Below are 26,339 nucleotides of genomic sequence, written 5' to 3'. Positions count from 1 at the left end.
TTTATCCTCCTAGTAGAAATTCTATCACTATTGTACCAAATTTCTTGGGCGCTTCCATATGAATATTATGTCCTGCGCCATCGACGATTTCAAACCGGGCATCCGGCAGCAGTTCCGCCATCCTGGAGTTGATTCCAATGAACTTTTCATCCCGATTTCCTGCCAGCAGCAGGACGGGAAAGTCGATGCGCCGGAGTGCCTCCCAATAGGAAGGCTGAACGCCCGTCCCATATTTCATCAGGCTGTCCGCCGCCTCAGCCGGCTGCTGGGAGAGGCGGTTCTGCCGCTGATGTTCCAGAGCCTTTTCAGGCAGTGCCTGCTGGCTGCTGAACAGTCCCATGTCCTCCCAGCCGGCAATGAATGCCGGGAAGTCTTCGTTGATGCGCGCTGCCCGCTCCGCATCCACACTCCGTCGCTTCTCCCGCTCCGTTTCTGTGGCGATGCCCGGGGAAGTGCTCTCAAGTACGGCACGTCCGACGTATTCGGGATGGTTCGCAATGAAGGAGAGGGCTGCCCTGCCCCCCATCGAATAGCCGAGTACATCCACCTGATCGAGGTCCAAAGATGCGAGGAGATCGCGGAGACCTTCCGCAATGTCCTCCATGCCGTAGTCGATGCCAGCGCTTGGTGTCCCCCCGAAGCCCGGAAGGTCGACCGCAAGGATGTTGTAGTGGGACGACAGCTCTCCGGCCACCCCGTCCATGCTCGTCATATCCGACAGGAAGCCGTGGAGCAGCAGAAGTGTCCGGCTTTTGCCGTTATCTGTGAACCGGTGGTTAAATTTCAACGGATTTCACCACATCTTCAATCTGTCTGCGCAGATCCTGGTGGGATGCGGCATTTGCCACCCTGTCGGTCTTTATTTCTATGATGTTGCGGCCCTTGCTGTTCATGAGTCCGCTTGTGATGTCTTCAACCTTTTCCGTATGCATGTAGTTGAAATTGTACAGTTCTGCAGTGTGCCTGAAATCGAGGTCGAGCGGGGTTCCGAAAAGCCGCTCGAAGTGCTCCTGGTTGTCGCTCTGGGGCAAGAAGCTGAATATTCCGCCCCCATTGTTGTTGAAGACGATGATGGTGATGTCTATATCTTCAAGCTTCGACATGATCAGGCCGTTCATATCATGGTAGAGTGCAATGTCCCCGATGACGAGGGTGAGCGGCGTCTTCATTGCCATGCCGAGCGCCGTGGAGACCACGCCGTCTATACCATTTGCACCCCGGTTGGCATATATCCGCTGCGTGTTGTCCAGGTCATAGCGTTCCCCGTCCCTGATCGGCATGCTGTTGGAAAGGAATAGTGCACGGTGCGCCGGTGTTTGTTTCATGATTTCATACATGAAACGGCCTTCATCATCGTAGTCCGCGATATATTTCTCGATTCTCCTGCTGATCCTTCCATCAAGCGCCGTCAGCCACTCTTTGGGCCCGCGGCCCGCAGAAGTGAATTTGACCGATTTCAGGATTGCACTGATGGTGCCCACATATGCCTCCTTTGGAGCCACAGGGAAAGTCTTCAGTGCCTGGTGCTCGCTGATCACATATTGCGGGATTCTGGTCTGTGCCAGAAACTTATTGGTCGCTTTTGAGGTGAGCGGCTCCCCGATACGCACGATGAAGTCGACTTCACTCTCAAGCCGGCCGAATTGGTCCGCATCCATGCTGTTGAAGATCAGATCCTGATGTGTGATGACACCCGCCATCTCCCGGCGGATATGCTGGCGCGGATCTGCTATAACCGTCAGGTTGTCCCGCTCGAGGATTGGCGTAATGCAGTCGAGTGATTCGACCGTCTCACCGATCAGTACGATGCCGTGGCCTTCAAGATGGATGTCCCCATCCGGCATAACCCTGTACTGCTGCATCCTCTTTTGGGACCTGAAGAAGTAGTCCGTGCGGGTCATGTCAGGCATGAGCGGCTCCCTGATCGGCACGTTGATGTGCACCGGGCCCATTTCCGGCCCCCTGAGATACTGCGCACACTGCATGACTTTCGTCTCAAGCAGGTTCGGATGCGATTCGTGTACATCTGCAATCGGAAGCTCCGTATAATACCGCACATAGTTGCGATACATGTTCTGCTGATTGATCGCCTGGGGGGCGCCCACATCCCGGAGCTCATGCGGACGGTCTGCAGTCAGTGCGATGAGTGGGATATGGCTGAGGTCCGCTTCAGCGAGCGCCGGCAGATAGTTTGCCGCCGCCGTCCCGGAAGTACATATGAGACCCACAGGGGAATGTTCCAACTTGGCCAGTCCCAAAGCAAAGAAGCCCGCACTCCTTTCATCCGGGTGGATATGTGTATGGATGTCCGGGTGAAGCTCTGCTGCCAGGGCGAGCGGTGTCGAACGCGAGCCTGGGCTGATGACGACCTCCTGCACCCCGTGGGACTGCAGCAGATCCATGAGCGTAAATACCTGGTACGTCAATGCTTCCTGGTGATCTGATGGATTCATCTGTTCTCTACCCCCAGTACATTAAGCATTGGTGTGAATTTGACACGCGTCTCTTCAAATTCCTTCTCGCTGGAAGATCCTTTGACGATGCCGCATCCCGCAAACAGCGTCGCACTGTTGGCATGCAGCAGCATGGATCTTATTGCCACAACGAACTCGCTCTCATTGTCTTCATGGATGAGTCCGATTGGTGCGGCGTAGAGTCCTCTTGTACCATACTCCTCCTCCATGATGTACTGCCGTGCCCGTTCCTTCGGCATGCCGCCCACCGCCGGTGTCGGGTGGATGGCATCCAGCAGTTCGAATATGCCCGAATCATCTGAAAGCTCGGCTTTGATCGGCGTATGAAGGTGGTATATATACCTATTTTCCAGTATGTTGGGCTCGGGCCCGAACTCCACCCAGTCCGTGAAGGGTTCGAGGTCGCTGACGATGGACTCCCTCACAAGTTCATGCTCATACCGGTTCTTTTCATCATTCAGGAGGAATGACTTCTGCATTTCATCCTTCTCGGCGTCTCCCGTGCGTTCAGAAGATCCTGCTATCGCATTCGTCCTCAGGGTGTCCCCCTGGATATCGAAGAGCTTTTCAGGCGACTTCGATACGAAGAGGGACTTCCCTTTTTCGTAATAGATCGTGTAAGTGCCGGTCTCATCATTCAATCTCTTCAATAGGAAAAGCGGGTCGATCGTTGATTTGAATGTCAGGAGCCGCTGTCTTGCCAGCACCACTTTCCTGAACGCCGTGTCATCCAATACGCTTACTGCATGATCAACGAGGGACTTCCACTCCTCTGGAAAGATGTCCTTCTCCATATTGATCTGGGGCGCTTCAAACTCCTTCACTTCAACTGCTGCAATGTTCTCGAGCTCTCCTGTTATGGCGCCGAGGATGGTGGACATCTCCACCTCCGCGAGCGAAACCGAATAGAACAGCTCCTTGTTGACCAGGTCGAACTGCCACTTCGGAAGGTGGAATTCCACCATGGTGAAATCATTCCATTCGTCAGAAGTGTCCTTGTCATCGAAGCGTGTACCTCCAAACAGGTTGAGGGAGGATTTCATGCCCTCTTCAAGCGGCACTTTCTGGATTCTGTCATACAATGTGGATTTCTGGATGGCCAGCGCGTTGGATGAGTACTTGTCCCTTTTGATGCTTTCCAGGTATTCGATACCGACGGTATTATATCTGTCATCTTTGGAACGGAACCAGTATCTTGACCCCTGCGCCTTCTGGAAATATGAAAATATCTTCTGTTCATCTATATCATATCCATCAATGGGCAGCTGCAGACTGAGATAGGCTCTATCCGAATCCAGCCTGACTTCATCCAGAACGTTTTGATATGCTTCCAAATTCATTACTACACACTTCTTTCCGCATAATTAATACTATTTTATCATTTATTCATTTACCTGTGTATGATATATAATCAAATGTGCTAAAATTGTTATCATCATTATTAAAAAGGAAGATCGCCATGCAAGGAACAGATACACATACAGGCATCAAAAAATATATCAGCCTCACCCGGCCGCACACCCTGACGGCGAGCTTCGTGCCAGTGCTCGTCGGCACAGCGAGTGTACTTCTATTTTCATCCATCAGATGGGATATGTTTTTTGCGATGCTGATTGCTACCCTGCTCATCCAGTCCGCAACAAACATGTTCAACGAGTACTTCGACTATAAGAAGGGACTCGACAGCCGCGAGTCTGTGGGGATCGCCGGTGCAATTGTGCGGAACGGCATGTCCCCAAGGACTGTGCTCAACATCGCCGTCATCTTCTATATCTTTGCTGCGCTGATCGGCATCTACATCACATTGAACAGCTCCTTCTGGGTACTCGTCGCCGGCATCATCTCAATGGCTGTCGGCTACCTCTATACAGGGGGGCCCTTCCCCATCTCGTGGACGCCATTCGGTGAAATTTTCGCCGGCTTCTTCATGGGCACCGTCATCATCATGATCACATTCTACATCCACACGGGCACCCTGCACTACTTCCCGCTGCTGATGTCGGTACCCGTCGCCATAACGATTGGCTTGCTGAACATGGCGAATAATATAAGGGACCGAAAAAAGGACAAGGAAAGCGGCAGGAAGACATTCGTCATCCTGGTCGGAAAACCGATTGCCGTCATCACCACTGCAGCGCTGCTCCTGTTCTCATACATCTTCATCGGATGGATCGCCTTCTTCACACCCTACGGCTCCATCTTCATGATCCTGACATTCCTCTCCCTGCCGATCTTCATAAGGACGGTCAAGCTGATGTGGAGGGGCAGCACACCCCAGGAGCTGATTCCCGCCATGGCCTCCATGGGTAAGCTGAACACCATGTTCGGCCTGCTGCTAACCATCGGCCTGCTGCTCTACGGTATTACAGGAATATGAAAGCTCTGGCGAGTTTCGCCAGAGCTTTTTAGACCGTTCTATTCTGCTGCATATTTGTATAGAAATCATGAAAGCACTGGAAATGATTTGGGTTCAGATGACGCAGTGTGCGGTTACGAACAGCCCCCCTTTCGTTCAGGACCTTCAGAAAGAGCACGCCTGTTTCATATCTTGAAGACCCTGACTCATCATTATCGAAATCCATATTTTTGATTTCATCCAGACGGAAATTCGTAAGCGTCCAATCCGCCTCCTCGTTGAAATCCTTGAGGATGGACTTGTGCACACTGATGATTTCGTCGTCCAACAGTAAATAGAGTGCTGTGCGCGTAAGGTTGATCTTGCATGTGCCGATGCAGTGGACCTGTTTGAGGCGGTAGCTCTCGAAATCAAGGTTTTCCTTAAGGAAGCGCTTCGCCACTTGAAGGAACTCCAGTTCCTTCCCCTCAAGTTCGTGCTCGGCCGAGAAGATTTCTTCTATACTTCGTGGTAACTCTATATTATTCAAGTATTCATTTACATCATTGTAAGCTATCATTTCTTTTCCCCGTATTTCCCAGAGTGTTTCCTTCAGTTTATATGAGATTAACATTAATTACAATGAAAAGAGATATAATTATTTCGAGAATAGAAATAATATTGATTATTTTCAAAATTATACTATAATTGACATGTATCTTTATATTTATAGGGGGAAATTTCACATGACATTAAAAAAATATCTGCTCGCCGGCGGCCTGTCAACTGCACTTGTTCTTGGAGCATGTGGTGGAGAAGGCGGTTCTGAAGAAGAAACATCAGAAGAAGAGACTGTCCAGGAGGATTCTGAAGATACGAATGAAGAGGCAACGACTGAAGAAGAGTCTTCCGAAGCGTCGACAGAAGAATCCGAGAGTGATTCCTCCGAAGACGGCGAAGTCACACATTCCGGTGAATATGGGGACTACACGGTAAGTGAATTCGGCCAGTATACAATCGAGCCTGAGGAATCTGAAGAGGAGACGACTGAGGAGGAGACTGAGGAAGGGGCAGAAGAACCTCAGCCGACTGAAGTCGTCACCATCGAATTCGAATTCACGAACAACTCCGATGTAGCCACTGCACCGCAGGAAGCATTCGGCCTTGATCTTGCCGTCAGACAGATCATGGAGGGTGGAGAAACCACACTCGAAAACTTGACGATGGACCTGCCAGAAGACTTTGAAAAGAGTGAAGAGGCATCTGCAGCAACAGAAATGATCGAGCCTGGTGAAACGGCAACAGCAGTGCTTGCATATGGGCCGGTCGACCCTGAACTTGAAACCGTCCTCCAGAGCCGCGAGAACCCGATGGCCGAAGAGGAGATCGAACCACTCGACCACACGATTGAACTCAAAAGCACCGAATCCTCCGAAGAAGAAACGACTGAAGAGGAAACAGAGGAAGATTCTGAAGAATAATATCGCCATCATGACCCTGACAAAATGTTCAGGGTCATTTCATTTAAGGAGCATATCATGATAGTCACAACCGGCGGAAGAACCGATCAGCAGACCATAGACCATGCCCGAACACTCTCGGAAGCATATGCTTCCCCCTATATCGACCGGGGGAAGCGGTCCATCACCAAATTGAAGGAGTGTTACAAGGAAGACATCATCGTCGTCAGCAGGAACGGCATCGCCATCCACCCCCTCTCCCGGAAGGAGCCGCTCACATTCCATCCGAACATGGCGATGGTACGCGCCAAAAGGATGCTGAGTGGAGAGACCGACCCATTCATCGAAACTGCAGGAATCATCCCCGGCATGCACGTGCTCGACTGCACCATGGGACTGGCCTCAGACAGCATCATCGCCAGCCTCGCCACTGGGCCGGACGGCCAGGTTACAGCCCTTGAAGCCGACCCCCTGCTCCACCTGCTTGCAGCAGAAGGACTACAGTCCTTCCCTGCCGGAAACCAGGAAATCAATGAAGCCATGCGCCGTATAACAACAATGAATGCAGAAAATCATGCATTCCTCGCATCAGAGGCCGATGATTCATACGACATCATCTACTTCGATCCCATGTTCAGTGAAGCCATCGACAACTCGAACGCCATCCGCACCATCCACCATCAGACCGAACAGTCCGGACTCCGCATGGAAACCATCATCGAAGCCCGGCGCGTCGCCAGAAGGCGTGTGGTCATGAAGGACCACTGGAAGAGTCCGAAATTCAGTGAACTTGGATTCACGCAGGTGAAGCGTAAGACCAGTCTCTTCCATTATGGGTACATCGATGTGCAGGACGGGACGGTACAGTAGGAGGCAGCCCATGTTTAATGAGACCGAGACTGGGAATAAAAAAGATGTAGATAAAAATATTCCTAGGAGTGATCATTGATGGCACACGAACAGCATCAGCAGCTGCTCCAAACGCTGCATGAATGCATGGAAGAATGCAACCACTGTTTCGACGCCTGCCTCAAGGAAGACGACGTCAAGATGATGGCCGAATGCATCCGCCTCGACAGGGAATGTGCGGATATGTGCGGTTATCTTGAACAGGCAATTTCAAGGAATTCACCATTTGTAAAAGAAATCGCCGGCGTATGTGCAACAATTTGTGAAGCATGCGGTAAGGAATGTGAAAAGCACGACCATGACCACTGCCAGAAATGTGCAGAAGCATGCTTCAAATGTGCAGAAGCGTGCAGAAATGCTGCATAATCAAAATGCCCTTCATCAGACAGGAGTCTCATCCAACCATGAGTCTCCTGTCTTTTTATGTTTCTTCCCATGGTGAATCAATTCAACCAAAACGACGCCCAGGGGTTGATTGACGGTATGACAAGAGCCGCTTATTCCGATACGTTTAAACTCACTGTCCTACAGTACCGTTCAGAACATCAGCTATCTTACAGGGAGACAGCGAATCCCGAATCCTTCCACCGTTACCCACTGGCAGGCTAAATTTAATCAATATGGTATTGTGGGGTTGGAATCCAAATCGAAAGGCAGGCGGGCCCAGATGAATCAGAAACCATCCAAAAAGAAACAGAATCAGCCGGCGTCATTGAATGAAACTTATAAACAAGATCATTGAGTGGGCACAGAAAAACCCGAACAATGGACGTTTTTTATTAACTTTCCATTATTCGGGTTATAGTTCACTTACATGAATGTCTGCTTATTAAATAATGTCAAGACCCTTAAGTTAATGACATTGATGAAATCATCGTTTCTTTTTCTTTCTTATTAGTAGGAAAATGAGGATGATCACCACTGCAATGAGAATGCCATACATGATCTTTGAATAGATATCCATATATCCCACAATTGTCTGCCACGAACCACCGGCAGAAGCACCGAGGTATACGAGGACAGTATTCCAAATCAAAGTACCTACTGTAGTCAATGTAAGAAACAACAGTATGTTCATGTGTACCATCCCTGCAGGGATTGATATGATGCTGCGCATCACAGGAATGAAGCGGCATATGAACACAGCCACTGATTGAAATTTACTAAACCAGTCATTGGTTTTATAGATATCTTCCTTATCTATCGGTAGGATATGCCCCCACTTGTCTACAATCTTTTCCATCCGCTTCTGAGCTTGAAATTTGCCGAAGTAGTACAGGACAGTGGCGCCACCCACTGAACCGATGGTCGCTGAAATGACGACACCGGTCATCCCCAAACTCGACTGGGTCGTCATGAAACCACCGAAACTCAGCACCACTTCTGATGGGAGGGGCGGGAAAACATTTTCTAAAGCCATCAAAAAGGCGATGCCGAGACGGCCGAAATTATTAATGATATAGGTAAGCAAACTTTCCATCTTATCCTCCTAAGACGCACAAAAATTGCGGATAAAATATACTTCTCTTCCCTCTTTTAATTACCCGTAATCAGTTCCATTATGCCGTAATTGTTTAACGACATCGATAATATGGTTAAAACAGCTAAACGAACAGACAAAGGAGTATTTGATGATTACAGAAGGAAACAGGAACGGCAGGAACAAATGATGGAAAAAGCCCAGGCTAAACAAAGCGATTATACAGATGAAAAGTCAAAAGAACATTAAAATCATCATAAAAAAGCCCCTTGAAACCTTCTGGTTTCAAGGGGTGAGTACGGACAGTGAGGGATTCGAACCCTCGATACGGGGTTGCCGTATACACGCGTTCCAGGCGTGCGCCTTAAGCCGCTCGGCCAACTGTCCATGATTGAAAAAGAAGTGAGCAGGCTCACTTCTGTTATGACCCGTACGGGATTCGAACCCGTGTTACCGCCGTGAAAGGGCGGTGTCTTAACCACTTGACCAACGGGCCATGGCTCCACAGGTAGGATTCGAACCTACGACCGATCGGTTAACAGCCGATAGCTCTACCACTGAGCTACTGTGGAATAATAAAATGGAGCGGGTGATGGGAATCGAACCCACGACATCAGCTTGGAAGGCTGGGGTTATACCATTTAACTACACCCGCATAACCAATAAGGGCGGCTGATGGGGATCGAACCCACGCATGCCGGAACCACAATCCGGTGTGTTAACCACTTCACCACAACCGCCATAATATTAGAATGGTTCAGGACGGAATCGAACCGCCGACACTGTGAGCTTCAATCACATGCTCTACCGACTGAGCTACTGAACCTTGGTATGTATAGTCAAAAAAAATAATGGCGGTCCCGACGGGAATCGAACCCGCGATCTCCTGCGTGACAGGCAGGCATGTTAACCGCTACACCACGGGACCTGTATGTAAAAATATTGCGGGGGATGGATTTGAACCATCGACCTCCGGGTTATGAGCCCGACGAGCTACCAGACTGCTCTACCCCGCGGTAATATTATTGTGCGCTTTCAACGCCTGATACATATACTATACGTTTTACAAAGTATTTTCAAGCGGTTTTTATAATTTCGTTACGTAAAATTTACACTTTGGACAAAATTTGATGTTCGTAAGTATTTCATATGGAATGAGGGTAAAAGATATAAAAATGTTTGAGGAGGATAATTGATGAGTGAATTCAACAATGACAACATCTCTTTTTGGACTGATACTGTCGACCTGCCCTCTTACCCTACGCTGGAAAACGATACGAGTACTGAGGTGCTTGTCGTCGGTGCCGGAATCACCGGCCTGATGAATGCATATAAGCTTGCCATGCAGGGCCGCAAAGTTATGGTACTTGAGGCCAATAAGGTACTCACCGGTACGACGGCGAATACGACCGCCCGCCTTATGGCACAACAGGGGCCGCTCTACAGCCAGATCAGCAAGCAGCAGGACAAGGAGACCGCCCGCCTCTATTATGAATCCCAGATGGCGGCCATAGATGAAATTGAATCGATCAGCAGAAAGCACAACATAGACTGCGACTTCAGAAGGGTCGACGGGGTCATGTATGCTGAAAATGAAAGCTCGGTCAAAGACCTGGAAAAAGAGGCCAAGGTCTATGTGGACCTCGATATCGACGGCTCCCTATTGAAGGAACAGCTCGATCTCCCCTTTGAAACCGTCGCCCAGCTTGTCATGAGGAACCAGGGGGAATTCCATCCGTTGAAGTTCCTGAAGGGCATACTGGAAGTCCTCGAAGAGAAAGGCGTCGAAATATATGAACATGTGATGGGCAAAGGTGTCGAAGGCAATACATTGAAGACATCGGAAGGGATAAGCATCGATTTCGAACATCTCGTCGTCGCCACCCACTTCCCGTTCCTCGATTATCAGGGGTTCTACTTCAACAGTTTCAAGATCAACCGGTCCTATGGCCTCGTCGTCACGACGTCCACCCCGCCATCCGAGAATCTGTCATTGAACGGGTTCGATGGTCCCGGGCTGACGACAAGGAATATCGTCAACCCGGACAAGGAACTCCCTACCGTCCTCTTTGGCGGACTCGGACATATGTCCTATGACGAACAGGATATGACCGGGCAGCTGGAGAAACTCAGGCTCTACGCCGATCAGAAGACGACCAACCACGAGCGGTTGTATGCCTTCCGCGCACAGGACCAGATGACGGTGGACTCCCTCCCCTACATTGGATATTTCGACCAGAAGCACGAGAACCGGTTCGTCGCATCCGGATTCAACAAATATGGCATGACCAATGGCGTCCTCTCCTCCATGATCATCAGCGACCTGATTGCGGGCAATGAGAACAGGTATCATGATATGGTCAGCCCACACCGTAAGAAGGGTACATTCGCCCAGCTCAAGCAGTTCGCCACAACACCGTTGGAGAGCCTCGGCGTCGAAGCGAAGAATATGCTGAAGAACTATCCGGACATCAATGAGGCGAACCTTTCTGCAGGTGAAGGGGCAGTCGTCCAGGATGGCATAATGAAGAAAGGGCTCTACCGCGATGAGGACAGCAATGAGTACCTGGTCGTGGACAACCGCTGTACCCACATGGGATGCAGCCTGAGCTGGAACCAGGAGGACAGGACATGGGACTGCCCATGCCACGGTTCGCGCTTCAACTTTAAAGGCAATGTAATAGAAGGTCCCGCGACAGAAGACCTCGATGTGGAGATAAAGAAATCGGAAAATGAATAGCAACGAAGTTCCTGATTTATACGATTATGACCCTGAGAAACCATAAAAACTCAAAAAAATTATAAAAACACGGATAAAAAAGTTACATTTTCATTTTTTATCCGTGTTATTTTATATCCCAATACTTTAAGCGGCTTTTTTTCAACAGCTCAAAATCCCCACCCAAACCATCGACTTCCCCTCTCCCCCAAAGGGTATGCATGCTTCATATTCTTTAAACTAATGTAGTTAAATTTCTTATATAATTATAAAAAAATTTCATAGTTTAGATGTTAAAATCTATCAAAAGATGTGCTTTTAGTCACAATATAACCCTTGGTATGCGTTACACAGGTTGAATGATTTTTCTATTAAGTGTATAGTATAAAAGTCATGCAATTTGAAAATTTCATAGAAATGGAGAGGATATGTATGGGATCTGTGAAAGTGACAGATCAAAAGATTGAGCATGAGATTGAAGAACAGGAAGATGACTACTCTTTGGACAAAGTTCCTTATAAAGAAAGGAACATGGGCTGGTTCAGCATTACCAACATAACCTTTGGTATCGCAACTGCAATCTTCTACTTCCAGCTGGGCAGTGTCATGGCACTTCAATTCGGTGCAGTGAACGCGCTCATATCAGCTGGTTATGCCATCATTGTAGCAGGTATCATGGGTACGATTATTTCCTACTTATCTGCAAGATCCGGGATGAACGTCAACCTGATGTCGCGAGGCGGCGGATTTGGTTACATAGGCGCTTCATTGACTTCCCTGATCTACGCATCCAACTTCATCATGTACTGCGCGTTCGAAGGTATGATCCTTGTGTACGCCATACATGAATTTTTCCCGGCCATTCCATTATGGGTTCTGATCGTTGTATTCGGTACGCTTGTCATTCCATTGAACTGGTTCGGCATCAAGCAGCTGGATAAGCTGCAGAAATGGTCTCTGCCGATATTCTTTGCTTTCCTTATCGCAGCAATTACTGTTGCACTGTTCACTACATCACTATACGATGGCCGCTTCTGGACCTACATGCCTGAAGGTGTGCAGATCGGCGGCACTGCACTTCTGATGTGCATCGGCATGCAGCACGGCATCATGGGACTTACTGCACTGCTCGCATCCGACTACGCACGGTTCCTGAAACCGGAACATCTTAAGATCGGATCCGTCATGATCGGTGTCATCCCGCAGATTTTCTGTTACGGCGTCATGGGCGGCCTCGGCATATGGTTCGGTGTCCGTCTCGCAGAACCGAACCCTGGCGTCTACATCGTCCAGCTGCTCGGCATCGGCGGTGCACTATTCACGATGCTCACGCAGATCCGCATCAATGTGACGAACATCTACAGCAGTTCCCTATCCCTATCGAACTTCTTTGAAAATGTGTTCCGTTTCACACCGGGACGCAGGTTCTGGATCGTCGTTGCAGGCGTCACTGCAATGGTCCTCATGCTCGGCGGCATCGTGGATCATCTGGATGCAGCATTGATCTTCCAGGGTGTGTTCCTGCTGGCATGGGCCGCCGTGCTGATCACCGACGCCCTCATCGTCAAGATGATGCTCAAGATCGGCCCTGCATTCTATGAAGCCCGCCAGGAGAACCTGTACAAGTGGAATCCGGTCGGCGTGGTGGCGCTCATCGTCTCCAGTGCCCTTGGTACCGTGGCTGCACTTGGATACATGGGCACATTCCTCGAGAATACCGCCGCCTTCTTTGCAGCAGCACTCGCAGCGGCACTCACGGTACTCATGGCTGTTCTGACAAAAGGAAAATACTACCTTAAAAATGAGGTCGATGACATCGACAAGGAAGATTACCTTTATGAGCCGAAAACAAAGCAGAAAAGAACCGTTCCGGTCAGGCGTCCGGTTACGGTCAATGCAAAGGCCATGAACAAATAGCCTGATGAAAATGAAAAGTGGGACGGAGGTCATAAATGACCTCCGCCCCACTTTTTTATATGCTAGGACCCCGTATTACTCTGCTGATCGACTTCAATCCAGTCCTGGGACCAGTTTTCAATGTCTCTCAGTACAGTTTCAAGGGAACGTCCTTTTTCTGTAAGCGAATATTCTATGACTACAGGCGTCTCGGGGTATACATCCCTTTTTATGAGCCCTTCCTGTTCCATATCCTTAAGCCTGTCGGAAAGCACTTTCCCACTGATGCCGATTGCGGCCTGTATTTCCCCGAAGCGTTGCGGTGCTTCCAGCATCTGATAGATGACCAGAGCCGTCCATCTCTGGCTGAGCAGTGACACTGCCTTTTCGAATTTAGGACAAAGATTTGATTGTTTCAACTTGTATCACATCCTTGATGTAATTATACCATATGTTACCTTTAAACATAAAGATATGATTTTACTTTACATATTCAAATTAGTAATATAAACTTAGTTACATAAAGTAACTTTTAATAGGAGGCAATTATGAATTTCCACACACCCCCTGCTACACATGTTTCCCATGTAAAGATCAATGTATCCGATATGAAGGAAGCCCTGAATTTCTATACCGGCCTGCTCGGCTTCTCCATTCTCGAACAGAGTGACAAGGATGCTCAGCTGACGACCGATGGTAAGACAAGCATCCTCTCGCTACATGAACCGGAAAACCCTGTAGAAAAGAAAAGGACATCCGGCTTGTATCACTTCGCCATCCTCCTGCCTGAACGTGCAGATCTCGCTGCAGTCACCATCCACCTTGCCAAAAACGATGTCAGAATGGGCGCGTCCGACCACCTTGTTAGTGAAGCCCTATATCTCAACGACCCCGACGGCAACGGCATCGAAATATACAGGGACAGAAGACCTGAAGAGTGGAGCTGGAATGGTTCAAGGGTGGAAATGACGACAGACCCGCTGGATTTTGAAAACCTTGTCGAATCACTGGAGGAAGGACAGGAGTGGCAGGGCATGCCGGAAGGTACGGTCATGGGACACCTTCACCTGCACGTCTCCGACATGCCTTCTGCCGTGAAGTTCTATACGGAAGGACTTGGACTCAAGATCGTAGCCGAGTTCCCCGGCCAGGCGGCATTCATGTCCTCTGAAGACTATCACCACCACATCGCCGTCAATGTTTGGAACGGCATCGGTGCCCCACAGCCCGAGCCAGACAGTGTCGGACTCAATGCCTTCGTCATGAGCTACCCCGACACAGCATCACTCAACGCCGCAGCCAAAAGACTTGAAGACTTGGGTTATGAAGTCGGCTCCGAAGATGGCGCAACCGTTTCATACGACCCTTCCGGCAACAAGGTCATCATGACAACAGACTGATCCTCCCCGTGCCCGCAATACTTTGTATTGCGGGTTTTTAGTTTGAATTCCGCCCCAACGGGAATAACTACTTAAAAAACGGAGGTCACTATACATGTATAAGAATCAATACAAACCATTCAAGACTGAAAAAGATGCAGAAATCTATCTGGACAACTACATCGACCTTAAGAATTATGTCGTCATATCCAAACAGGATCTATCCGGTCTCAAGTCGAAGTTTGAAGAGCTGAAGATCATCGATGGGAACGTCGACCATCCCGACCGCGACATCGATAAGCTGGACTTTGATGAAGGCAGCAAGAAGGACCTCATGAATCACTATGAAAATGACGAAGTCATCATCTTCGAGGGACTCAATCAGGAAGACACCGATTCCCCACAGATGGATGCGGTCAGTGAAAAGTACACGAATGTCGTCCCTAGGGATGAATATGATACCGAAGTCGTCGATGTGAACACCGGCGTCCGTACGATGGTCGAAGTCGAGAACAACAACCCGGATATGGTCACAGAGGATGAAGAGGAATACTTCAAGAAGCATGATGATGAAGAGGAACAGTTCCTGAACAGGTAGCAGAAAATTTGAATCGATATTGGATTTATGGCGCAGCTGATTGCAGTTGCGTCTTTTTTATGTCCTATATAAGGCACAAAAACTCCGCAACCAGAATGGTTGCGGAGTTGATGCTGAAATGACGGTATGCCCAAGGCCATTTTCCTTCATATTATATAGATGTTTGCTACTCACATGCCCAGTTGTCCTTATCCCTGTCCATCTTCGGCTGATAGGCTGCATGGTCCGAAGACACACCATCCGGATAGACCTTCTTCAGCTCTGTACAGTTCTGGAAGTATTCTGTTTCTCCATTGCCCTCTGAAGGTGAAGTTTCATTTGTCGCCGGCTCGCTTGTCGTTTCCGGCTCAGCTTCCGGTTCTTCACTGTTGAACCCTTCCCCGCCTTCATTCACGTAGCCCGGGATGGACCAGATGCCGAGTTGGCGATCCTTGGCGTACTGTTCCGCCGCACGGAATTCGGACAGGTAACGTTGCTGTTCGTAGATGTAGCCCACGCGTGCAAGACCTTCTTTAAGCAGCACTTCATGGACACTCACATCATCCGCGTACAGATAGACCAGATGCCTGTCATAATGATCCGTCTTATCGCCGCTGTCATACTCGATATACAGCTGATCTGCCGCATTCAGCAGCTCTGTCAATCTTGCAGACGCTTCCTTGCCATACGGTTCGACCGGCTTGTTCGGATGGACGGTTTCAGGTGTGTCGATCAAAAGCAACCGCAGCTTCAGCTCCTCACCGGAGTCATCAATGACATTGACCGTGTCCCCATCGACTACACGATAGAGGGAGACCGGAATGAGCCCCTCCTTGGAAGCTACAGGTTCCTCCACCGGCTCCTCTTCAGCTTCGGCTTTTGCTTCCGCTTCCTCGATGGACTTTTCCTTCTCAGCTTCAGCCTTCTCGATTGATTCTTCCTTTGCTTCTATGGACGCTTCTTTTTCGGCTTCAATCGATTCTTCCTTCTCTCTTTCAGCCGCTTCTATGGATGCTTCTTTCTCAGCTTCGATGGATTCCTCTTTTTCCTTCTCCGCCTCCTCTTCTTCTGCGTCCTCTTTCGACTCCTCTGCAGTCTCTTCCTCTGTCGCTTCTTCCGTCACCTCTTCAGTATCTTCATCCGCTGAAGCGGTCTGGTCGACAGGCTCCTCCACTTCATCCGTGACAGCAACAGTCACGAAGAACAATGCCAAACCTGTCACAAATGCGATGCCCGCCCTTCTGAAATGCCTGCGGGGGTTCTGGTTTTTAGACTTGGACCTCAATGCCAGAGCAATGAAGACAAACATCACAATTGATACAAAAAACCATAGTATCCCAACCATATCCGCCAAGGAATACTCACTGCTTACTATCCCCAAAAGGACCACAAGCAGACAAGTCGCCACGAAGGAATAAAGTGCCGCTTTCCATGTACTATAATACGCTTGTCCTCTGTTCTCCCGGATTAAACCAAGCACGAAAAGAGTGATAGTTGCAACCACACCTAAAAACATTAATAATCCTACAAAAGTTCCCACTGATTCCCCTCCAATACATGCAATTTACATCATTTTACACTATTGGAATAAGATTTTGAATGGATTTAACAGGATTTTACCAAATATAAGGAAAGTTCTACGGTTTCTATTTAGTCTATGACTATTCACAGGATAAAAATTAAAAATCCCGCAACCTAAAAGGTTACGGGATAAATAACGGAGATGGAGGGATTTGAACCCTCGCGCCGGGAGAACCGACCTACACCCTTAGCAGGGGCGCCTCTTCAGCCACTTGAGTACATCTCCATGGCTCCACAGGTAGGATTCGAACCTACGACCGATCGGTTAACAGCCGATAGCTCTACCACTGAGCTACTGTGGAATAATGTTGTTTTCAATCGAACATTTACAATTATAACAATTCCACACGTTTTTTCAACCGTTTATAAACATGTTTTAAGTTAAATTTACACTTCATCCTTAATTTGCAGTCCGTTTATATAATTAATGTAGGAATGGTAGATGGTTTCATTGATCTGCGCCACTTCTCCCCTGCCGAGTGTAGGGTACTGGAAGTGCATATTCATCTCCTTTTTTTGATACTTCTCCTTCTGCTGGTTGAACTTGTAGTGCAGTTTGAGTGCGTTCAGATACTGGTTGTTGAAGGAGGCGTAGGAAATGTCGATGATGCGTTCCTCATTATTTGAAAACTGCACCCGGGTCATCCCCCCATCATTCCAATAGGACTGCACGTGCCTGATATTGAACCAGTTGTTCTCTGCTATCCGGTCCGAATGTGTACAAAAGTATATGTAGGCGCCAAAAAGATCTACGATGACGGGCAGCTTGCTGGTGATGCCGGTGAGTGTCTTGGTGAGGTCCTTTCGTGCTGCATAGTTCTGTGAATGATTGCGGCAGTTGCGCTCAATCAATTTATTTGGATTGAGCCTGCAGTCGATCCCTCCGCCATATGTTTCCCCCACTCTGCTCTCGATGTAGCCGCCATTGTTAACCGGAACGATGTACATCGTCTCCTCATGAATCTGATAATGCAGTCTGTTCATGTGCTTCCCCCTTTTAAATATTCCAATATTCACACTATATCACATGGTTTTTATTTTGTTAATTAAATTTTAAATAATGTTAATTTTATTTAATAAATTGTAAATTTACAACAATAAATTGTCTAAATATTCAAAACTTAGTTTGACCTGCTGCATTTCGTGTTATATAATTTGTAACAACCAAATGATGAAGGGGGATTTAGGGATGAACAAACAAGTATACCCGGTTAACCAGTTGCGAGTCTTCATCAACACGATAAACGATCTTTCCGCTGAACTATTGCTCCAAGAGGCCATGGATGAATATAATCGTAAGCAATACACCGAAAAGGTGGAAGAAGCCCTCATTGAAAAGGACGAAGAGAAGTTCATGACCTACACATCACTGCTAAAGGAATTGACTGATGAAGATGAAGATGCCGCTTAATATACGTGAAAAAGGCTGACTTTCAACTTGTACATTGTACATACAGTTGAAGGTCAGCCTATTTTTTATGTTTTATGCAATCAGGTCGAGGAATTCTTCCCTGGTGATCCTTCCCAGGTAGAAGCTGATGTCGACGTCTTCGAGCGCCTTGTCTATCGCTTCCCTGTTGTGTTCGACACCGATCAGCTTCTCCTCGATGACATCGACTTCCCCTACACCGAAGAAGTCCCCGAATATCTTCGCATTCTGGATGCGGCCCTTTTTGACGTCAAGTCTGACATCAAGCAGTCCGGCATCGAATTTGTGGGAGGCATTGAAGTTGTATTTCGGGTTTTTTCCGTAGTTCCAATCCCAAGTCTGATACTTCTCTTCAGACAGCTTGTAGATCTTTTCCCAGTCTTCCTCCGTCAATACATACTCCTCGATGTTCTCCCTGCCACCGAAGATGTATTCCAGAATCTTCTGTTTGAACGTATCGATATCGAGATCCTCATCCATGAAGTCATTGATGTTGCCGACGCGTCCCCTTACGGATTTGACGCCTTTGGATTCGATCTTCTTCGGGTTCACCTTCAGTGCGTTCTGCACTTCGGAGATGTCGCTGTCGAGCATGAGTGTCCCATGTGAGAACATCCTGCCCTTCTGGCTGAACATCGCGTTTCCGGATACCTTCTTGCCATCGATTTCAAGGTCGTTCCTGCCGGAAAGTTCTGCATTGACGCCCATATCCTGCAGCACGTCGACGATCGGCTGGGTGAATTTCCTGAAGTTGTGGAAGCTCTCCCCGTCGTCTTCCGTGATGAAGCTGAAATTCAGGTTGCCTTCGTCATGATAGACGGCACCGCCGCCTGAGACGCGGCGGACGACTTTGATGTTGTTCTCCCGGATATACGACTCGTTGATCTCCTCAATCGTATTCTGGTTCTTGCCGATGATGATGGATGGCTGGTTCACATAGAACAGGAAGTACGAATCGTCTGTCGGGATTTCACGCAGGACGTACTCTTCCATTGCCAGGTTGATCATCGGGTCGGTGATATTATTGTTTGAAATGAACTTCATTGGTAAAAGCCTCCTTAAAAAAATGCCCTGATATTATATATGATAACATTCAGGGCATGGTTTTCCATCTATTCTGTAATTGACTCCACTGCTTCCTTGGCCTGTCTGACACAGTCCGGCAGACCGACGCCGCTGTGTGAGGCGCCTGTCAGTACAACGCCCGGATAGTGTTCTGCCATATACTCATGGATGCCCCGGATCATTTCCTTGTGGCCCACTTTGTACTGCGGCATGGAATGCTTCAGCTTCGTCACAATAGTGAACTCGGGCTCACCATTGATCGTCATGATCTGATCCAAATCTTTGCGGGCAAGACGTACGATTTCTTCATCATCCTTCTCTTCTACGATGTAGTCCCCCGGCCTGCCGACATAGGCACGCAGAAGTGTCTTACCATCCGGTGCAGCATGCGCCCATTTCTTGTTGGTCCATGTGCATGCGGTGATCGACGTATCCATCTTCCTGCTCACTACGAAACCAGTGCCGTCGATCTCATTCTTCACCTGATGATCATCAAAGGCCATGACGACCGTTGCGACGCTTGTGGCCTTCATGTGCTTGAAGTATTCAAGCGGCATGTCTTGGAACCATCTCTTGTACTGGAAGTGCGGCGTCGTGATGATGACATTGTCGTATGTGCGTGTTTCCCCATTGACGGTGAGCGCATATGTCCCGCCGTCTTTTTCGATGGTGGTCACATCATGGTTGAAATGTGTCGATACGCCGTTCTCCCGAATCACTTCGAGGAGCCTGTCTATGAACGACTGCAGCCCGTTCTTGAATTGGAGGAACTGGCCCTGCTTCTTGCCAGGCGCGCTTTTCGGAGCACTGTTCTTCTGGTGATAGACCCCTTTGATGAGGCTGCCGTGCTGCTCTTCCATCTCCTTGAAGTTCGGGAAGGTGGACATCAGGCTCAGTTCATCGATGTTGGTGCTGTAGATGCCGGACAGGAGCGGTTCGACGATGTTCTCGAGCACTTCATCACCGAGCCTGCTCCTGAAGAACTCACCGACGGAGATATCGGTGTGCACTTTGATCGGCTTCTTTACGAAATCAAGTCCGGCCCTAAGCTTGGCCCGGGCTGAGATGAGGTCCGTCGTCAGGAAAGGCACCAGTTCCGTCGGCATGCCGAGCACTGCACCTTTCGGGAGGGGCGACAGCTTTTTGTTCACATAGATATATGATGTCCCCGTCTGGTTGCGGACGAGGTCATCGCCGAGGCCGATCTCTTCAGCCAGTTCAGTGAGGATTTTCTTCCGGGCAAGATACGATTCGGGACCGAGTTCGATCGTATAGCCGTCCTGCTGGTGCGTCCTGATCTTGCCGCCTGCCCTGTCGCTCTGCTCGAAGAGGTCCACTTCGACATCTTCCTGCTTCGACAAGTAATGGGCTGCGGATAACCCTGTTATCCCTGCGCCTATGATTGCTACCTTTTTCACTATAATCAGCCTTCTTTACTACAGTCTGTTTATTTCGTTGATCATCGCCTGGATGAAACGCTCATCCGTATTCGGCATCGTCGGCCTGTGGTATCCGGCGCCCACTTCATCACATACGTCCTTGCACTCGACATCGTTGTCATAGAGGACTTCGAGGTGCTCGCAGACGAATCCGACCGGGAGGTAGATGAAGTGCTTGTAGCCTTTTTCTTCATACAGGTCCTTCGTCAGGTCCTGCACGTCCGGACCGAGCCATGGATCCGGCGTATTGCCTTCGGACTGCCATCCGATATGCACATTCTTGAGGTCGGCATTCTCCTTGATGAGCTGTGCCGTTCCCTCGAGCTGATCCGGGTACGGGTCATTATGCTCCTTGATCTTCTCCGGCAGGCTGTGTGCACTTACGACGACTGCCGTCTCGTCGCGCTCCGCTTCAGGCACTTCACTGAGGGAGGATTTCACCGCTTCGGTCCAGAAATCGATGAACGGCTGCTGCTCATAATATGATTCAACGGATTTGATCGTGATGCCGTACTTGTCGGCCTCCTCTTTCGCCCGCTTGTTGTAGGAACCGACGGAGAAGTTGGAATAATGCGGTGCCAATACGACTGATACCGCCTCTTTGATGCCGTGGTCATTCATCGCCTCGACTGCGTCTTCGATGAATGGATCGATGTGCTTCAGGCCGATGAACAACTCATATTCAACTTCGTCCTGGGACTGGTTCAGCTGGTTGACCAATGCTTCCGCCTGGCGCTTCGTCGTATCGGCCAATGGGGAAATCCCGCCGATCGCCTCATAGCGGTCCTTCAGATCCTGGAGTGCCTCCTCTGAAGGCTTCCTGCCCCTGCGGATGTGGGTGTAGTATGGTTCGATATCCTCTTCTTTATACGGCGTGCCATACGCCATTACGAGTAGACCTTTTTTCTGTTTCATTCCTATCACTTTCCTTTACTGTATTCATGTACAAATGAAGTTAATCGCTTGAGTGTGGCCGGGTCCACTTCCGGGAAGACCCCATGGCCGAGGTTGAATATGTGGGCTTCGTTCCTGCCCTGATCGAGGATGGCCTTTGCCCGGTCCTCGATCACCTGCCAGTCTGAAAGCAGCAGTGCTGGGTCGAGGTTGCCCTGGAGGGCCTTTTTGACACCGAGGTCCCTTGCCTGATCAATTGAAGTCCGCCAGTCGAGACCGATGACATCCATATTAAGAGTGTTCCATTCCGGAATCAAGTGGGAGGCCCCGATGCCGAATACGATGACGGGTGTATCCATCTCCCTTACACTGTCGATGATCCTGTTCATTGAAGGGGACAGATAATAGGCGTAGTCCTCACGGCTCAATGCACCGCCCCATGAATCGAATATCTGGATGAGGCTCGCCCCCGACTCGACCTGTGCCCGCAGATACTGGATGCTCATGTCAGTCAGCTTGTCCATCAGCCTGAACCAGGTTTCCGGCTGGTTGTACATCATCGTCTTCGTCTTGTGGTAGTTCTTCGACGGACCGCCTTCAATCATATAGCTGGCCACAGTGAATGGCGCCCCGCAGAAGCCGATGAGCGGAACGTTCAATTTTTCCTTCGTCAATATCTCGATCGTCTTATAGATGTAGTCGAGGTCCTTGTAGGGATCGACTTCCCCCAGCTTCTCCACGTCCTTGATGTCACGGATCGGATTCTGTATGACAGGCCCGACACCCGGTTTGATGTCCACATCAACGCCGAGGGGCGCCAGAGGAGAGACGATGTCCTTGTACAGCACAGCCGCGTCCACATCATAATTATCCACTGGCGTTGCAGTAAGATATGCAGTCAGCTCCGGCTGGTGCGTAATCTCCATCAGGGAATACTTTTCTTTGACCTTATTATATTCCGGCTGGCTTCTTCCGACCTGTCTCATGAACCATACAGGAGTATAATCGGTCTTTTCTCCTCTTGCCGCTTTAATTATCGTATCATTGAACACAATTTTTTCCTCCAATTTTTAATATCCATCAATATTTTAACACATTGATGATAGTAATTATTAATAAGTGGCACAATGTCAAAAATTTGATTCATTTTTTGCACGTTTACCCCTATCTGCTTTAAGGTATACACCTATTAAGACTACTTACGAGGTGAACATGATGAAACTACATTTGACGACAGGTACGATAACCTACATGCAGGGCCTGAAGAAGGAGCACAAGGACGTCAAGATCGGCGCCATGGGCCAGGATGCAGTCCTGTACTATGAAAGCGAGAGTGCCGACAGCATCTTCAGCTCCCGAAATTCCTATGATGTGCAGTACACATCCGGCACATTGGACGAAAACAATCCGACATCGATGCACTTCATCCCCGTACCGGATGAACGGAAGGGACCGCTCCACGGCCACCTTGCCGACGTGAATGAAATACTGCTCGGGACGCGGGGTGTCCAGTCCCACCGCATAGGTCAGGCGCTCGGTGAGGATTCATACATCGTACTCATCCAATGGGCACAGACATCGACCTACAACGACTTCAAGCAGACGAACAGCTATAGGAACTATTTGAGCACAGAGGCGCTCGCCAAGTACCGCACGGCTGAATCGCTGTTCCACAAATCAATCTCCTCAAAGCTCTATCTGCCGCTCAAGGACAATGAGGAAGATCCGGAAGACGAATTTTAAGCGACTGAACATTTCAGTCGCTTAATTGCTGTTCCTTTTTATATACGGTTCTGCTCAAAGTCCTGTTGATGATGTAGCCCCACAGCGGGAAAAGCAGCACCAGATAGAAGTGCTGGATATGCACCGCCAGGAAGATGAGGCTGAAGATGACCACAATCACGAATACAAGCTTGTGGGAGTATGTGACATAGCTCTTCTGGATGAAGCGCCGGTCCACCGGCCAGACTTTCGGCCAGAGCAGATAGGCCTGGGCGGTATAGATCTGCGACATCTGAAGGACGATGATGTAGATGCCGAACAGCACGATGATGACCGAGAGGTAGAGGTTCCCGATCCAGACCATTACGATGCCGAAGAGTAGAATCAGCCGCAGGACGATCATCGGCAGATCATGGTCCCGGGCAAATGTCCTGTAGAAGAGGTATTCGTACATCCGTTCCTTGCCGAAGGCATCGCCCTTAGGCTTCCATAGGAATGGGTCCAGGTACCTCCGCCGCTTGAACTGCTTATCGATGTGGCTGACATTCGTGAAGAGTGCCACGTTCTGATAGTACCTGTTGAGCTGGGTTTCCTCATAGTCGATCAGTGTACTCCAGTCCAGCTGGTCATGGCGCCGCTTCTTCATGTATCCCATCACCATGTAGACAATGGCTACAGCTGGGATGGCCCACAGCAGGTGCTGGAGGATCAGCAGCAGGGATACGAAGCTCAGAAGCATCATCCCGGCGATGACAGCCGCATTGGACAGTTCCGAATGGATTGCGGTCTTCTTGATGTGGTAGTTCATTACATAGAAGACGATGCCGGCTGCAATGAAGACCGCAATCTCGACGACGCCGTGCCCCACCGTCAGCAGCAGAGCTGCGACGATGCCGCCGATGGCCGGTTTCGCAAGGCCGAGGGTGAGGGAATACCTGTCGGCTGAAGTCATATACTTGTCGAACTTCGCCTCATAGGGCAGCAGGAACACGCCATCCGCCCGCTTCAGGAGCGTCCGGTACGCCGGAACGATCGTGACACTCACCAGAAGTGCAGCAGCGATGTCCTGCCACAGGGAGGGCTCGAGTGTCTGGACGAGGCTGAGCAGTGAATAGAGGAAGAAGCCTGAGGCGATCGTCAGGAAAATGAGGAAATGGCTGTTGAAGATGAATTTGCCGTAATAGCTTCTTCTTTCTATATCCTCATTCATTCTCTCCCTGAATAGTCGTTCAGTCATGAGTGACGCCGCCCCCTGTAATCCTGAGGTACACTTCATCCAATGTGGCCCCCGGCATATCGAATTCCTCCCGGAGCGCTTCAAGGCTGCCGATCGCAATCAGGCGGCCGTCATCGATGATCGCGAACCGGTCGCAGTACCGTTCTGCCGTCGCCAGTATATGCGTACTCATCAGTATCGAGCGGCCATTGCGCTTCTCTTCGACCATCAGCTCGATCAGTGATTCGATGCCGAGTGGATCGAGGCCGAGGAACGGTTCATCTATGATGTAGAGGTCGGGATGCGAAAGGAATGCGCAGATGAGCATCACCTTCTGCTTCATCCCTTTGGAGAAGTGCGTCGGGAACATGTCCACTTTCGTTTCGAGCCTGAATATCTTCAGGAGCCGCTCCGCACGTGACATCGCCGTGGCTTCATCGATGCCGTAGGCCATCGCCGTCATCTGGATGTGCTCCTTCAGCGTCAGTTCTTCATATAGTATCGGCGTTTCTGGGATATAGGCAAGCTGCCGACGGTAGGATTCGATATCCTCCGAAGCCTTCAGTCCCCCTACCCTGATCTCTCCTGAATGGGGACGCAGCAGTCCGAGTATATGCTTGATCGTCGTACTTTTGCCGGCCCCGTTCAGGCCGATGAGCCCGACGATCTCCCCATGCCCGATATTGAAGGAGATATCATGTATTACCGGTGTCTTTGAATATCCACCTGTCAGTCCATCTATTTGGAGTACCATATTCGACTTCCTTTTATTTAATATATATTATTTGTATACTTGTACTAAGTAAATATATCATAACAGAACAATGGAGGTACAACGAATGAGTAAAACTATTTTTGAACAGATCGCAGATGGTGAAATCCCAGCAAACATCGTCTATGAGGATGATGTCTGCATCGCATTCATGGACGCTTTCCCTCTGTCGAAGGGCCATACGCTCGTCGTGCCGAGGAAGCCGATCGAAAACATCTACGACCTCGATGAGGAGACGGGCGCCCACCTGATGCAGGTCGTCACGAAAGTGGCCAATGCCCTCAGGGATGCCTTCTCACCGGAAGGGTTGAACGTTGTACAGAATAACGGCGCATTCGCTTCCCAGTCCGTGTACCATATCCACTTCCACCTCATCCCACGCTACAAGGAAGAATATGACGGCTTCGGCTACAAGTGGGAACAGGATGATAAAAAACGCACGTACGAAGAGAAGGCGGAGATTGAAAATGCAATCCGCACCCGTCTGGATGCATAACCTGCCGGACACCAGGGTATTGGTATATTAAAAAGGAAGTGACATGATATGAAAATCAAAAATTTTGCAGTCGGTTTTCTCGTTGGCGCAGCGGGAGGGACAATGATCTCACTCATGAATGCACCCAAATCCGGAAGTGAACTGCAATCCTCGCTGAAATCCAGCTCCGGGGACATGAAGACCCAGATGGATCAGCTCAAAATAGAGGCCAATGAAGTGAAATCCTCATTCCTGAAGACGAAGCATGAATCCCAGGAAGTGTTCAAGACGCTCGGCGACGAAGTCAAGACGATGATCAGCAACTACAAGGCCGACATCAACCCGAACATCGAGCATATCCAGGAGAATGTGGAAAACATACAGAACAGGGTCGAAGAAGTCCAGAATACGTTTACAAAAGACTGATAACCATTTGATAGCGGGTGTACAAACATTTGTACCCCGCTACTTTTGTGTGATATATTATTTCCTGTAGCCAAATTCAAAGGAGAATTGT

The 26,339-nt window shown here is 49.3% G+C and carries 28 protein-coding genes and 10 tRNA genes; 14 read left to right on the top strand and 24 right to left on the bottom strand.

Annotated elements, in window-relative coordinates:
• Position 1: 1 nt before the first annotated feature.
• Genes menH through LLU09_RS00450 form a run of 3 tightly spaced genes read right to left on the bottom strand, consistent with a single transcriptional unit; the run spans position 2 to position 3,814 of the window.
• A complete protein-coding gene (gene menH / locus LLU09_RS00460) occupies positions 2–787 on the bottom strand; it encodes a 2-succinyl-6-hydroxy-2,4-cyclohexadiene-1-carboxylate synthase (RefSeq protein ID WP_228310007.1) in 786 nt (261 codons plus the stop codon).
• Positions 777–2,453, bottom strand: coding sequence for a 2-succinyl-5-enolpyruvyl-6-hydroxy-3-cyclohexene-1-carboxylic-acid synthase (menD, locus tag LLU09_RS00455; protein WP_228310006.1), 1,677 nt, complete (start codon positions 2,451–2,453; stop codon positions 777–779). The genes menH and menD overlap by 11 nt, the downstream gene beginning before the upstream one ends.
• A complete protein-coding gene (locus tag LLU09_RS00450; protein WP_228310005.1) occupies positions 2,450–3,814 on the bottom strand; it encodes an isochorismate synthase in 1,365 nt (454 codons plus the stop codon). Before LLU09_RS00450 ends, menD begins: the two co-directional genes overlap by 4 nt.
• Before the next feature lie 119 nt (positions 3,815–3,933).
• Here LLU09_RS00450 and LLU09_RS00445 point away from each other — a divergent pair, with 119 nt between their 5' ends.
• Positions 3,934–4,851 carry a 1,4-dihydroxy-2-naphthoate polyprenyltransferase gene (locus LLU09_RS00445; RefSeq protein ID WP_228310004.1) on the top strand — a complete coding sequence of 306 codons (918 nt, stop codon included), beginning with the start codon at positions 3,934–3,936 and terminating at the stop codon, positions 4,849–4,851.
• Positions 4,852–4,879: 28 nt separating this feature from the next.
• On the opposite strand, the gene LLU09_RS00440 is transcribed toward LLU09_RS00445, so the two are convergent.
• Positions 4,880–5,389, bottom strand: a complete 510-nt coding sequence (locus LLU09_RS00440) for a hypothetical protein (protein WP_228310003.1) — start codon at positions 5,387–5,389, stop codon at positions 4,880–4,882.
• Between the two features lie 166 nt (positions 5,390–5,555).
• Here LLU09_RS00440 and LLU09_RS00435 point away from each other — a divergent pair, with 166 nt between their 5' ends.
• From LLU09_RS00435 to LLU09_RS12730, 4 genes are all read left to right on the top strand, one after another.
• Entirely contained in the window at positions 5,556–6,290 is a 735-nt protein-coding gene (locus LLU09_RS00435) for a DUF5067 domain-containing protein (RefSeq protein WP_228310002.1), read from the top strand.
• 57 nt (positions 6,291–6,347) lie between these two features.
• Positions 6,348–7,139: a class I SAM-dependent methyltransferase gene (locus LLU09_RS00430; RefSeq protein ID WP_228310001.1), complete on the top strand. Its 792-nt coding sequence runs from the start codon at positions 6,348–6,350 to the stop codon at positions 7,137–7,139.
• A gap of 78 nt (positions 7,140–7,217) precedes the next feature.
• On the top strand, positions 7,218–7,544 hold the full coding sequence (locus tag LLU09_RS00425) for a four-helix bundle copper-binding protein (protein WP_228310000.1): 327 nt from the start codon (positions 7,218–7,220) through the stop codon (positions 7,542–7,544).
• A gap of 133 nt (positions 7,545–7,677) precedes the next feature.
• Positions 7,678–7,920: a helix-turn-helix domain-containing protein gene (locus tag LLU09_RS12730; RefSeq protein WP_483314028.1), complete on the top strand. Its 243-nt coding sequence runs from the start codon at positions 7,678–7,680 to the stop codon at positions 7,918–7,920.
• A gap of 129 nt (positions 7,921–8,049) precedes the next feature.
• Here LLU09_RS12730 and LLU09_RS00420 read toward each other — a convergent pair whose 3' ends face one another.
• On the bottom strand, positions 8,050–8,658 hold the full coding sequence (locus LLU09_RS00420) for a DedA family protein (RefSeq protein ID WP_228309999.1): 609 nt from the start codon (positions 8,656–8,658) through the stop codon (positions 8,050–8,052).
• A 111-nt stretch (positions 8,659–8,769) separates the two neighbouring features.
• Between LLU09_RS00420 and LLU09_RS00415 the strand changes: the two genes are divergently transcribed.
• A complete protein-coding gene (locus tag LLU09_RS00415) occupies positions 8,770–8,907 on the top strand; it encodes a hypothetical protein (protein ID WP_228309998.1) in 138 nt (45 codons plus the stop codon).
• Between the two features lie 50 nt (positions 8,908–8,957).
• Here the strand turns inward: LLU09_RS00415 and LLU09_RS00410 are convergent.
• The 8 genes from LLU09_RS00410 to LLU09_RS00375 form a co-directional block, all read right to left on the bottom strand.
• Positions 8,958–9,045 (bottom strand) — tRNA-Ser (locus LLU09_RS00410).
• Positions 9,046–9,082: 37 nt separating this feature from the next.
• Positions 9,083–9,154: transfer RNA gene (locus tag LLU09_RS00405), tRNA-Glu, on the bottom strand.
• Between the two features lies 1 nt (position 9,155).
• A tRNA-Asn gene (locus tag LLU09_RS00400) sits at positions 9,156–9,230 on the bottom strand.
• Positions 9,231–9,239: 9 nt separating this feature from the next.
• Positions 9,240–9,313: transfer RNA gene (locus LLU09_RS00395), tRNA-Gly, on the bottom strand.
• Between the two features lie 12 nt (positions 9,314–9,325).
• Positions 9,326–9,398: transfer RNA gene (locus LLU09_RS00390), tRNA-His, on the bottom strand.
• A 13-nt stretch (positions 9,399–9,411) separates the two neighbouring features.
• Positions 9,412–9,484: transfer RNA gene (locus LLU09_RS00385), tRNA-Phe, on the bottom strand.
• A gap of 26 nt (positions 9,485–9,510) precedes the next feature.
• Positions 9,511–9,586, bottom strand: a tRNA-Asp gene (locus LLU09_RS00380).
• Positions 9,587–9,600: 14 nt separating this feature from the next.
• Positions 9,601–9,674 (bottom strand) — tRNA-Met (locus tag LLU09_RS00375).
• Between the two features lie 179 nt (positions 9,675–9,853).
• Between LLU09_RS00375 and LLU09_RS00370 the strand changes: the two genes are divergently transcribed.
• Together LLU09_RS00370 and LLU09_RS00365 are read left to right on the top strand one after the other, a co-directional pair.
• Positions 9,854–11,398, top strand: a complete 1,545-nt coding sequence (locus LLU09_RS00370) for an FAD-dependent oxidoreductase (RefSeq protein WP_228309997.1) — start codon at positions 9,854–9,856, stop codon at positions 11,396–11,398.
• A 411-nt stretch (positions 11,399–11,809) separates the two neighbouring features.
• A complete protein-coding gene (locus tag LLU09_RS00365) occupies positions 11,810–13,294 on the top strand; it encodes a purine-cytosine permease family protein (protein ID WP_228309996.1) in 1,485 nt (494 codons plus the stop codon).
• A 62-nt stretch (positions 13,295–13,356) separates the two neighbouring features.
• Here the strand turns inward: LLU09_RS00365 and LLU09_RS00360 are convergent, their stop codons facing one another.
• Positions 13,357–13,692 carry a winged helix-turn-helix transcriptional regulator gene (locus tag LLU09_RS00360; protein ID WP_228309995.1) on the bottom strand — a complete coding sequence of 112 codons (336 nt, stop codon included), beginning with the start codon at positions 13,690–13,692 and terminating at the stop codon, positions 13,357–13,359.
• Positions 13,693–13,821: 129 nt separating this feature from the next.
• Between LLU09_RS00360 and LLU09_RS00355 the strand changes: the two genes are divergently transcribed.
• Complete coding sequence (locus LLU09_RS00355; RefSeq protein WP_228309994.1) at positions 13,822–14,673, top strand: VOC family protein; 852 nt, start codon at positions 13,822–13,824, stop codon at positions 14,671–14,673.
• A gap of 94 nt (positions 14,674–14,767) precedes the next feature.
• Positions 14,768–15,250 carry a hypothetical protein gene (locus LLU09_RS00350; protein ID WP_228309993.1) on the top strand — a complete coding sequence of 161 codons (483 nt, stop codon included), beginning with the start codon at positions 14,768–14,770 and terminating at the stop codon, positions 15,248–15,250.
• Positions 15,251–15,416: 166 nt separating this feature from the next.
• Here LLU09_RS00350 and LLU09_RS00345 read toward each other — a convergent pair whose 3' ends face one another.
• The 4 genes from LLU09_RS00345 to LLU09_RS00330 form a co-directional block, all read right to left on the bottom strand.
• A complete protein-coding gene (locus LLU09_RS00345; RefSeq protein WP_228309992.1) occupies positions 15,417–16,538 on the bottom strand; it encodes a thermonuclease family protein in 1,122 nt (373 codons plus the stop codon).
• Between the two features lie 409 nt (positions 16,539–16,947).
• A tRNA-Ser gene (locus LLU09_RS00340) sits at positions 16,948–17,036 on the bottom strand.
• Between the two features lies 1 nt (position 17,037).
• Positions 17,038–17,112, bottom strand: a tRNA-Asn gene (locus LLU09_RS00335).
• An 85-nt stretch (positions 17,113–17,197) separates the two neighbouring features.
• Complete coding sequence (locus LLU09_RS00330; protein WP_094905322.1) at positions 17,198–17,794, bottom strand: competence protein ComK; 597 nt, start codon at positions 17,792–17,794, stop codon at positions 17,198–17,200.
• 205 nt (positions 17,795–17,999) lie between these two features.
• Here LLU09_RS00330 and LLU09_RS00325 point away from each other — a divergent pair, with 205 nt between their 5' ends.
• Positions 18,000–18,221, top strand: coding sequence for an IDEAL domain-containing protein (locus tag LLU09_RS00325; RefSeq protein WP_040106539.1), 222 nt, complete (start codon positions 18,000–18,002; stop codon positions 18,219–18,221).
• Between the two features lie 72 nt (positions 18,222–18,293).
• On the opposite strand, the gene lplA is transcribed toward LLU09_RS00325, so the two are convergent.
• From lplA to hemE, 4 genes are all read right to left on the bottom strand, one after another.
• Positions 18,294–19,283, bottom strand: coding sequence for a lipoate--protein ligase (gene lplA, locus LLU09_RS00320; RefSeq protein ID WP_094905321.1), 990 nt, complete (start codon positions 19,281–19,283; stop codon positions 18,294–18,296).
• 68 nt (positions 19,284–19,351) lie between these two features.
• Positions 19,352–20,725, bottom strand: coding sequence for a protoporphyrinogen oxidase (gene hemY, locus LLU09_RS00315; protein ID WP_228311096.1), 1,374 nt, complete (start codon positions 20,723–20,725; stop codon positions 19,352–19,354).
• 15 nt (positions 20,726–20,740) lie between these two features.
• Positions 20,741–21,658 carry a ferrochelatase gene (gene hemH / locus LLU09_RS00310; protein WP_228309991.1) on the bottom strand — a complete coding sequence of 306 codons (918 nt, stop codon included), beginning with the start codon at positions 21,656–21,658 and terminating at the stop codon, positions 20,741–20,743.
• 5 nt (positions 21,659–21,663) lie between these two features.
• Entirely contained in the window at positions 21,664–22,689 is a 1,026-nt protein-coding gene (hemE, locus tag LLU09_RS00305; RefSeq protein WP_228309990.1) for a uroporphyrinogen decarboxylase, read from the bottom strand.
• A gap of 160 nt (positions 22,690–22,849) precedes the next feature.
• Here hemE and LLU09_RS00300 point away from each other — a divergent pair, with 160 nt between their 5' ends.
• Positions 22,850–23,380, top strand: coding sequence for a hypothetical protein (locus LLU09_RS00300; RefSeq protein WP_228309989.1), 531 nt, complete (start codon positions 22,850–22,852; stop codon positions 23,378–23,380).
• Between the two features lie 13 nt (positions 23,381–23,393).
• On the opposite strand, the gene LLU09_RS00295 is transcribed toward LLU09_RS00300, so the two are convergent.
• Both LLU09_RS00295 and LLU09_RS00290 read right to left on the bottom strand, forming a co-directional pair.
• Complete coding sequence (locus tag LLU09_RS00295) at positions 23,394–24,596, bottom strand: ABC transporter permease (protein WP_228309988.1); 1,203 nt, start codon at positions 24,594–24,596, stop codon at positions 23,394–23,396.
• Complete coding sequence (locus LLU09_RS00290; protein ID WP_228309987.1) at positions 24,589–25,329, bottom strand: ABC transporter ATP-binding protein; 741 nt, start codon at positions 25,327–25,329, stop codon at positions 24,589–24,591. The genes LLU09_RS00295 and LLU09_RS00290 overlap by 8 nt, the downstream gene beginning before the upstream one ends.
• Before the next feature lie 85 nt (positions 25,330–25,414).
• Here LLU09_RS00290 and LLU09_RS00285 point away from each other — a divergent pair, with 85 nt between their 5' ends.
• Entirely contained in the window at positions 25,415–25,843 is a 429-nt protein-coding gene (locus tag LLU09_RS00285; protein ID WP_228309986.1) for an HIT family protein, read from the top strand.
• A gap of 48 nt (positions 25,844–25,891) precedes the next feature.
• The gene (locus LLU09_RS00280) at positions 25,892–26,248 is read left to right on the top strand and encodes a YtxH domain-containing protein (protein ID WP_228309985.1); all 357 of its coding nucleotides are present in this window, start codon (positions 25,892–25,894) and stop codon (positions 26,246–26,248) included.
• Positions 26,249–26,339 lie beyond the last annotated feature (91 nt).

The organism is Salinicoccus sp. RF5, from assembly GCF_020786625.1.
In the GTDB taxonomy this organism is placed as follows: domain Bacteria; phylum Bacillota; class Bacilli; order Staphylococcales; family Salinicoccaceae; genus Salinicoccus.
This window is presented reverse-complemented; position numbering and strand designations above follow the sequence as displayed.

What these genes read in the sequence shown, in the direction of transcription:
- menD (WP_228310006.1), bottom strand. Translation starts at nt 2,453, where the DNA reads ATGAATCCATCAGATCACCAGGAAGCATTGACGTACCAGGTATTTACG.
- LLU09_RS00450 (WP_228310005.1), bottom strand. Translation starts at nt 3,814, where the DNA reads ATGAATTTGGAAGCATATCAAAACGTTCTGGATGAAGTCAGGCTGGAT.
- LLU09_RS00445 (WP_228310004.1), top strand. Translation starts at nt 3,934, where the DNA reads ATGCAAGGAACAGATACACATACAGGCATCAAAAAATATATCAGCCTC.
- LLU09_RS00440 (WP_228310003.1), bottom strand. Translation starts at nt 5,389, where the DNA reads ATGATAGCTTACAATGATGTAAATGAATACTTGAATAATATAGAGTTA.
- LLU09_RS00435 (WP_228310002.1), top strand. Translation starts at nt 5,556, where the DNA reads ATGACATTAAAAAAATATCTGCTCGCCGGCGGCCTGTCAACTGCACTT.
- LLU09_RS00430 (WP_228310001.1), top strand. Translation starts at nt 6,348, where the DNA reads ATGATAGTCACAACCGGCGGAAGAACCGATCAGCAGACCATAGACCAT.
- LLU09_RS00425 (WP_228310000.1), top strand. Translation starts at nt 7,218, where the DNA reads ATGGCACACGAACAGCATCAGCAGCTGCTCCAAACGCTGCATGAATGC.
- LLU09_RS00420 (WP_228309999.1), bottom strand. Translation starts at nt 8,658, where the DNA reads ATGGAAAGTTTGCTTACCTATATCATTAATAATTTCGGCCGTCTCGGC.
- LLU09_RS00415 (WP_228309998.1), top strand. Translation starts at nt 8,770, where the DNA reads ATGGTTAAAACAGCTAAACGAACAGACAAAGGAGTATTTGATGATTAC.
- LLU09_RS00370 (WP_228309997.1), top strand. Translation starts at nt 9,854, where the DNA reads ATGAGTGAATTCAACAATGACAACATCTCTTTTTGGACTGATACTGTC.
- LLU09_RS00365 (WP_228309996.1), top strand. Translation starts at nt 11,810, where the DNA reads ATGGGATCTGTGAAAGTGACAGATCAAAAGATTGAGCATGAGATTGAA.
- LLU09_RS00355 (WP_228309994.1), top strand. Translation starts at nt 13,822, where the DNA reads ATGAATTTCCACACACCCCCTGCTACACATGTTTCCCATGTAAAGATC.
- LLU09_RS00350 (WP_228309993.1), top strand. Translation starts at nt 14,768, where the DNA reads ATGTATAAGAATCAATACAAACCATTCAAGACTGAAAAAGATGCAGAA.
- LLU09_RS00345 (WP_228309992.1), bottom strand. Translation starts at nt 16,538, where the DNA reads ATGTTTGTCTTCATTGCTCTGGCATTGAGGTCCAAGTCTAAAAACCAG.
- LLU09_RS00330 (WP_094905322.1), bottom strand. Translation starts at nt 17,794, where the DNA reads ATGAACAGACTGCATTATCAGATTCATGAGGAGACGATGTACATCGTT.
- LLU09_RS00325 (WP_040106539.1), top strand. Translation starts at nt 18,000, where the DNA reads ATGAACAAACAAGTATACCCGGTTAACCAGTTGCGAGTCTTCATCAAC.
- lplA (WP_094905321.1), bottom strand. Translation starts at nt 19,283, where the DNA reads ATGAAGTTCATTTCAAACAATAATATCACCGACCCGATGATCAACCTG.
- hemH (WP_228309991.1), bottom strand. Translation starts at nt 21,658, where the DNA reads ATGAAACAGAAAAAAGGTCTACTCGTAATGGCGTATGGCACGCCGTAT.
- LLU09_RS00300 (WP_228309989.1), top strand. Translation starts at nt 22,850, where the DNA reads ATGATGAAACTACATTTGACGACAGGTACGATAACCTACATGCAGGGC.
- LLU09_RS00295 (WP_228309988.1), bottom strand. Translation starts at nt 24,596, where the DNA reads ATGACTGAACGACTATTCAGGGAGAGAATGAATGAGGATATAGAAAGA.
- LLU09_RS00290 (WP_228309987.1), bottom strand. Translation starts at nt 25,329, where the DNA reads ATGGTACTCCAAATAGATGGACTGACAGGTGGATATTCAAAGACACCG.
- LLU09_RS00285 (WP_228309986.1), top strand. Translation starts at nt 25,415, where the DNA reads ATGAGTAAAACTATTTTTGAACAGATCGCAGATGGTGAAATCCCAGCA.
- LLU09_RS00280 (WP_228309985.1), top strand. Translation starts at nt 25,892, where the DNA reads ATGAAAATCAAAAATTTTGCAGTCGGTTTTCTCGTTGGCGCAGCGGGA.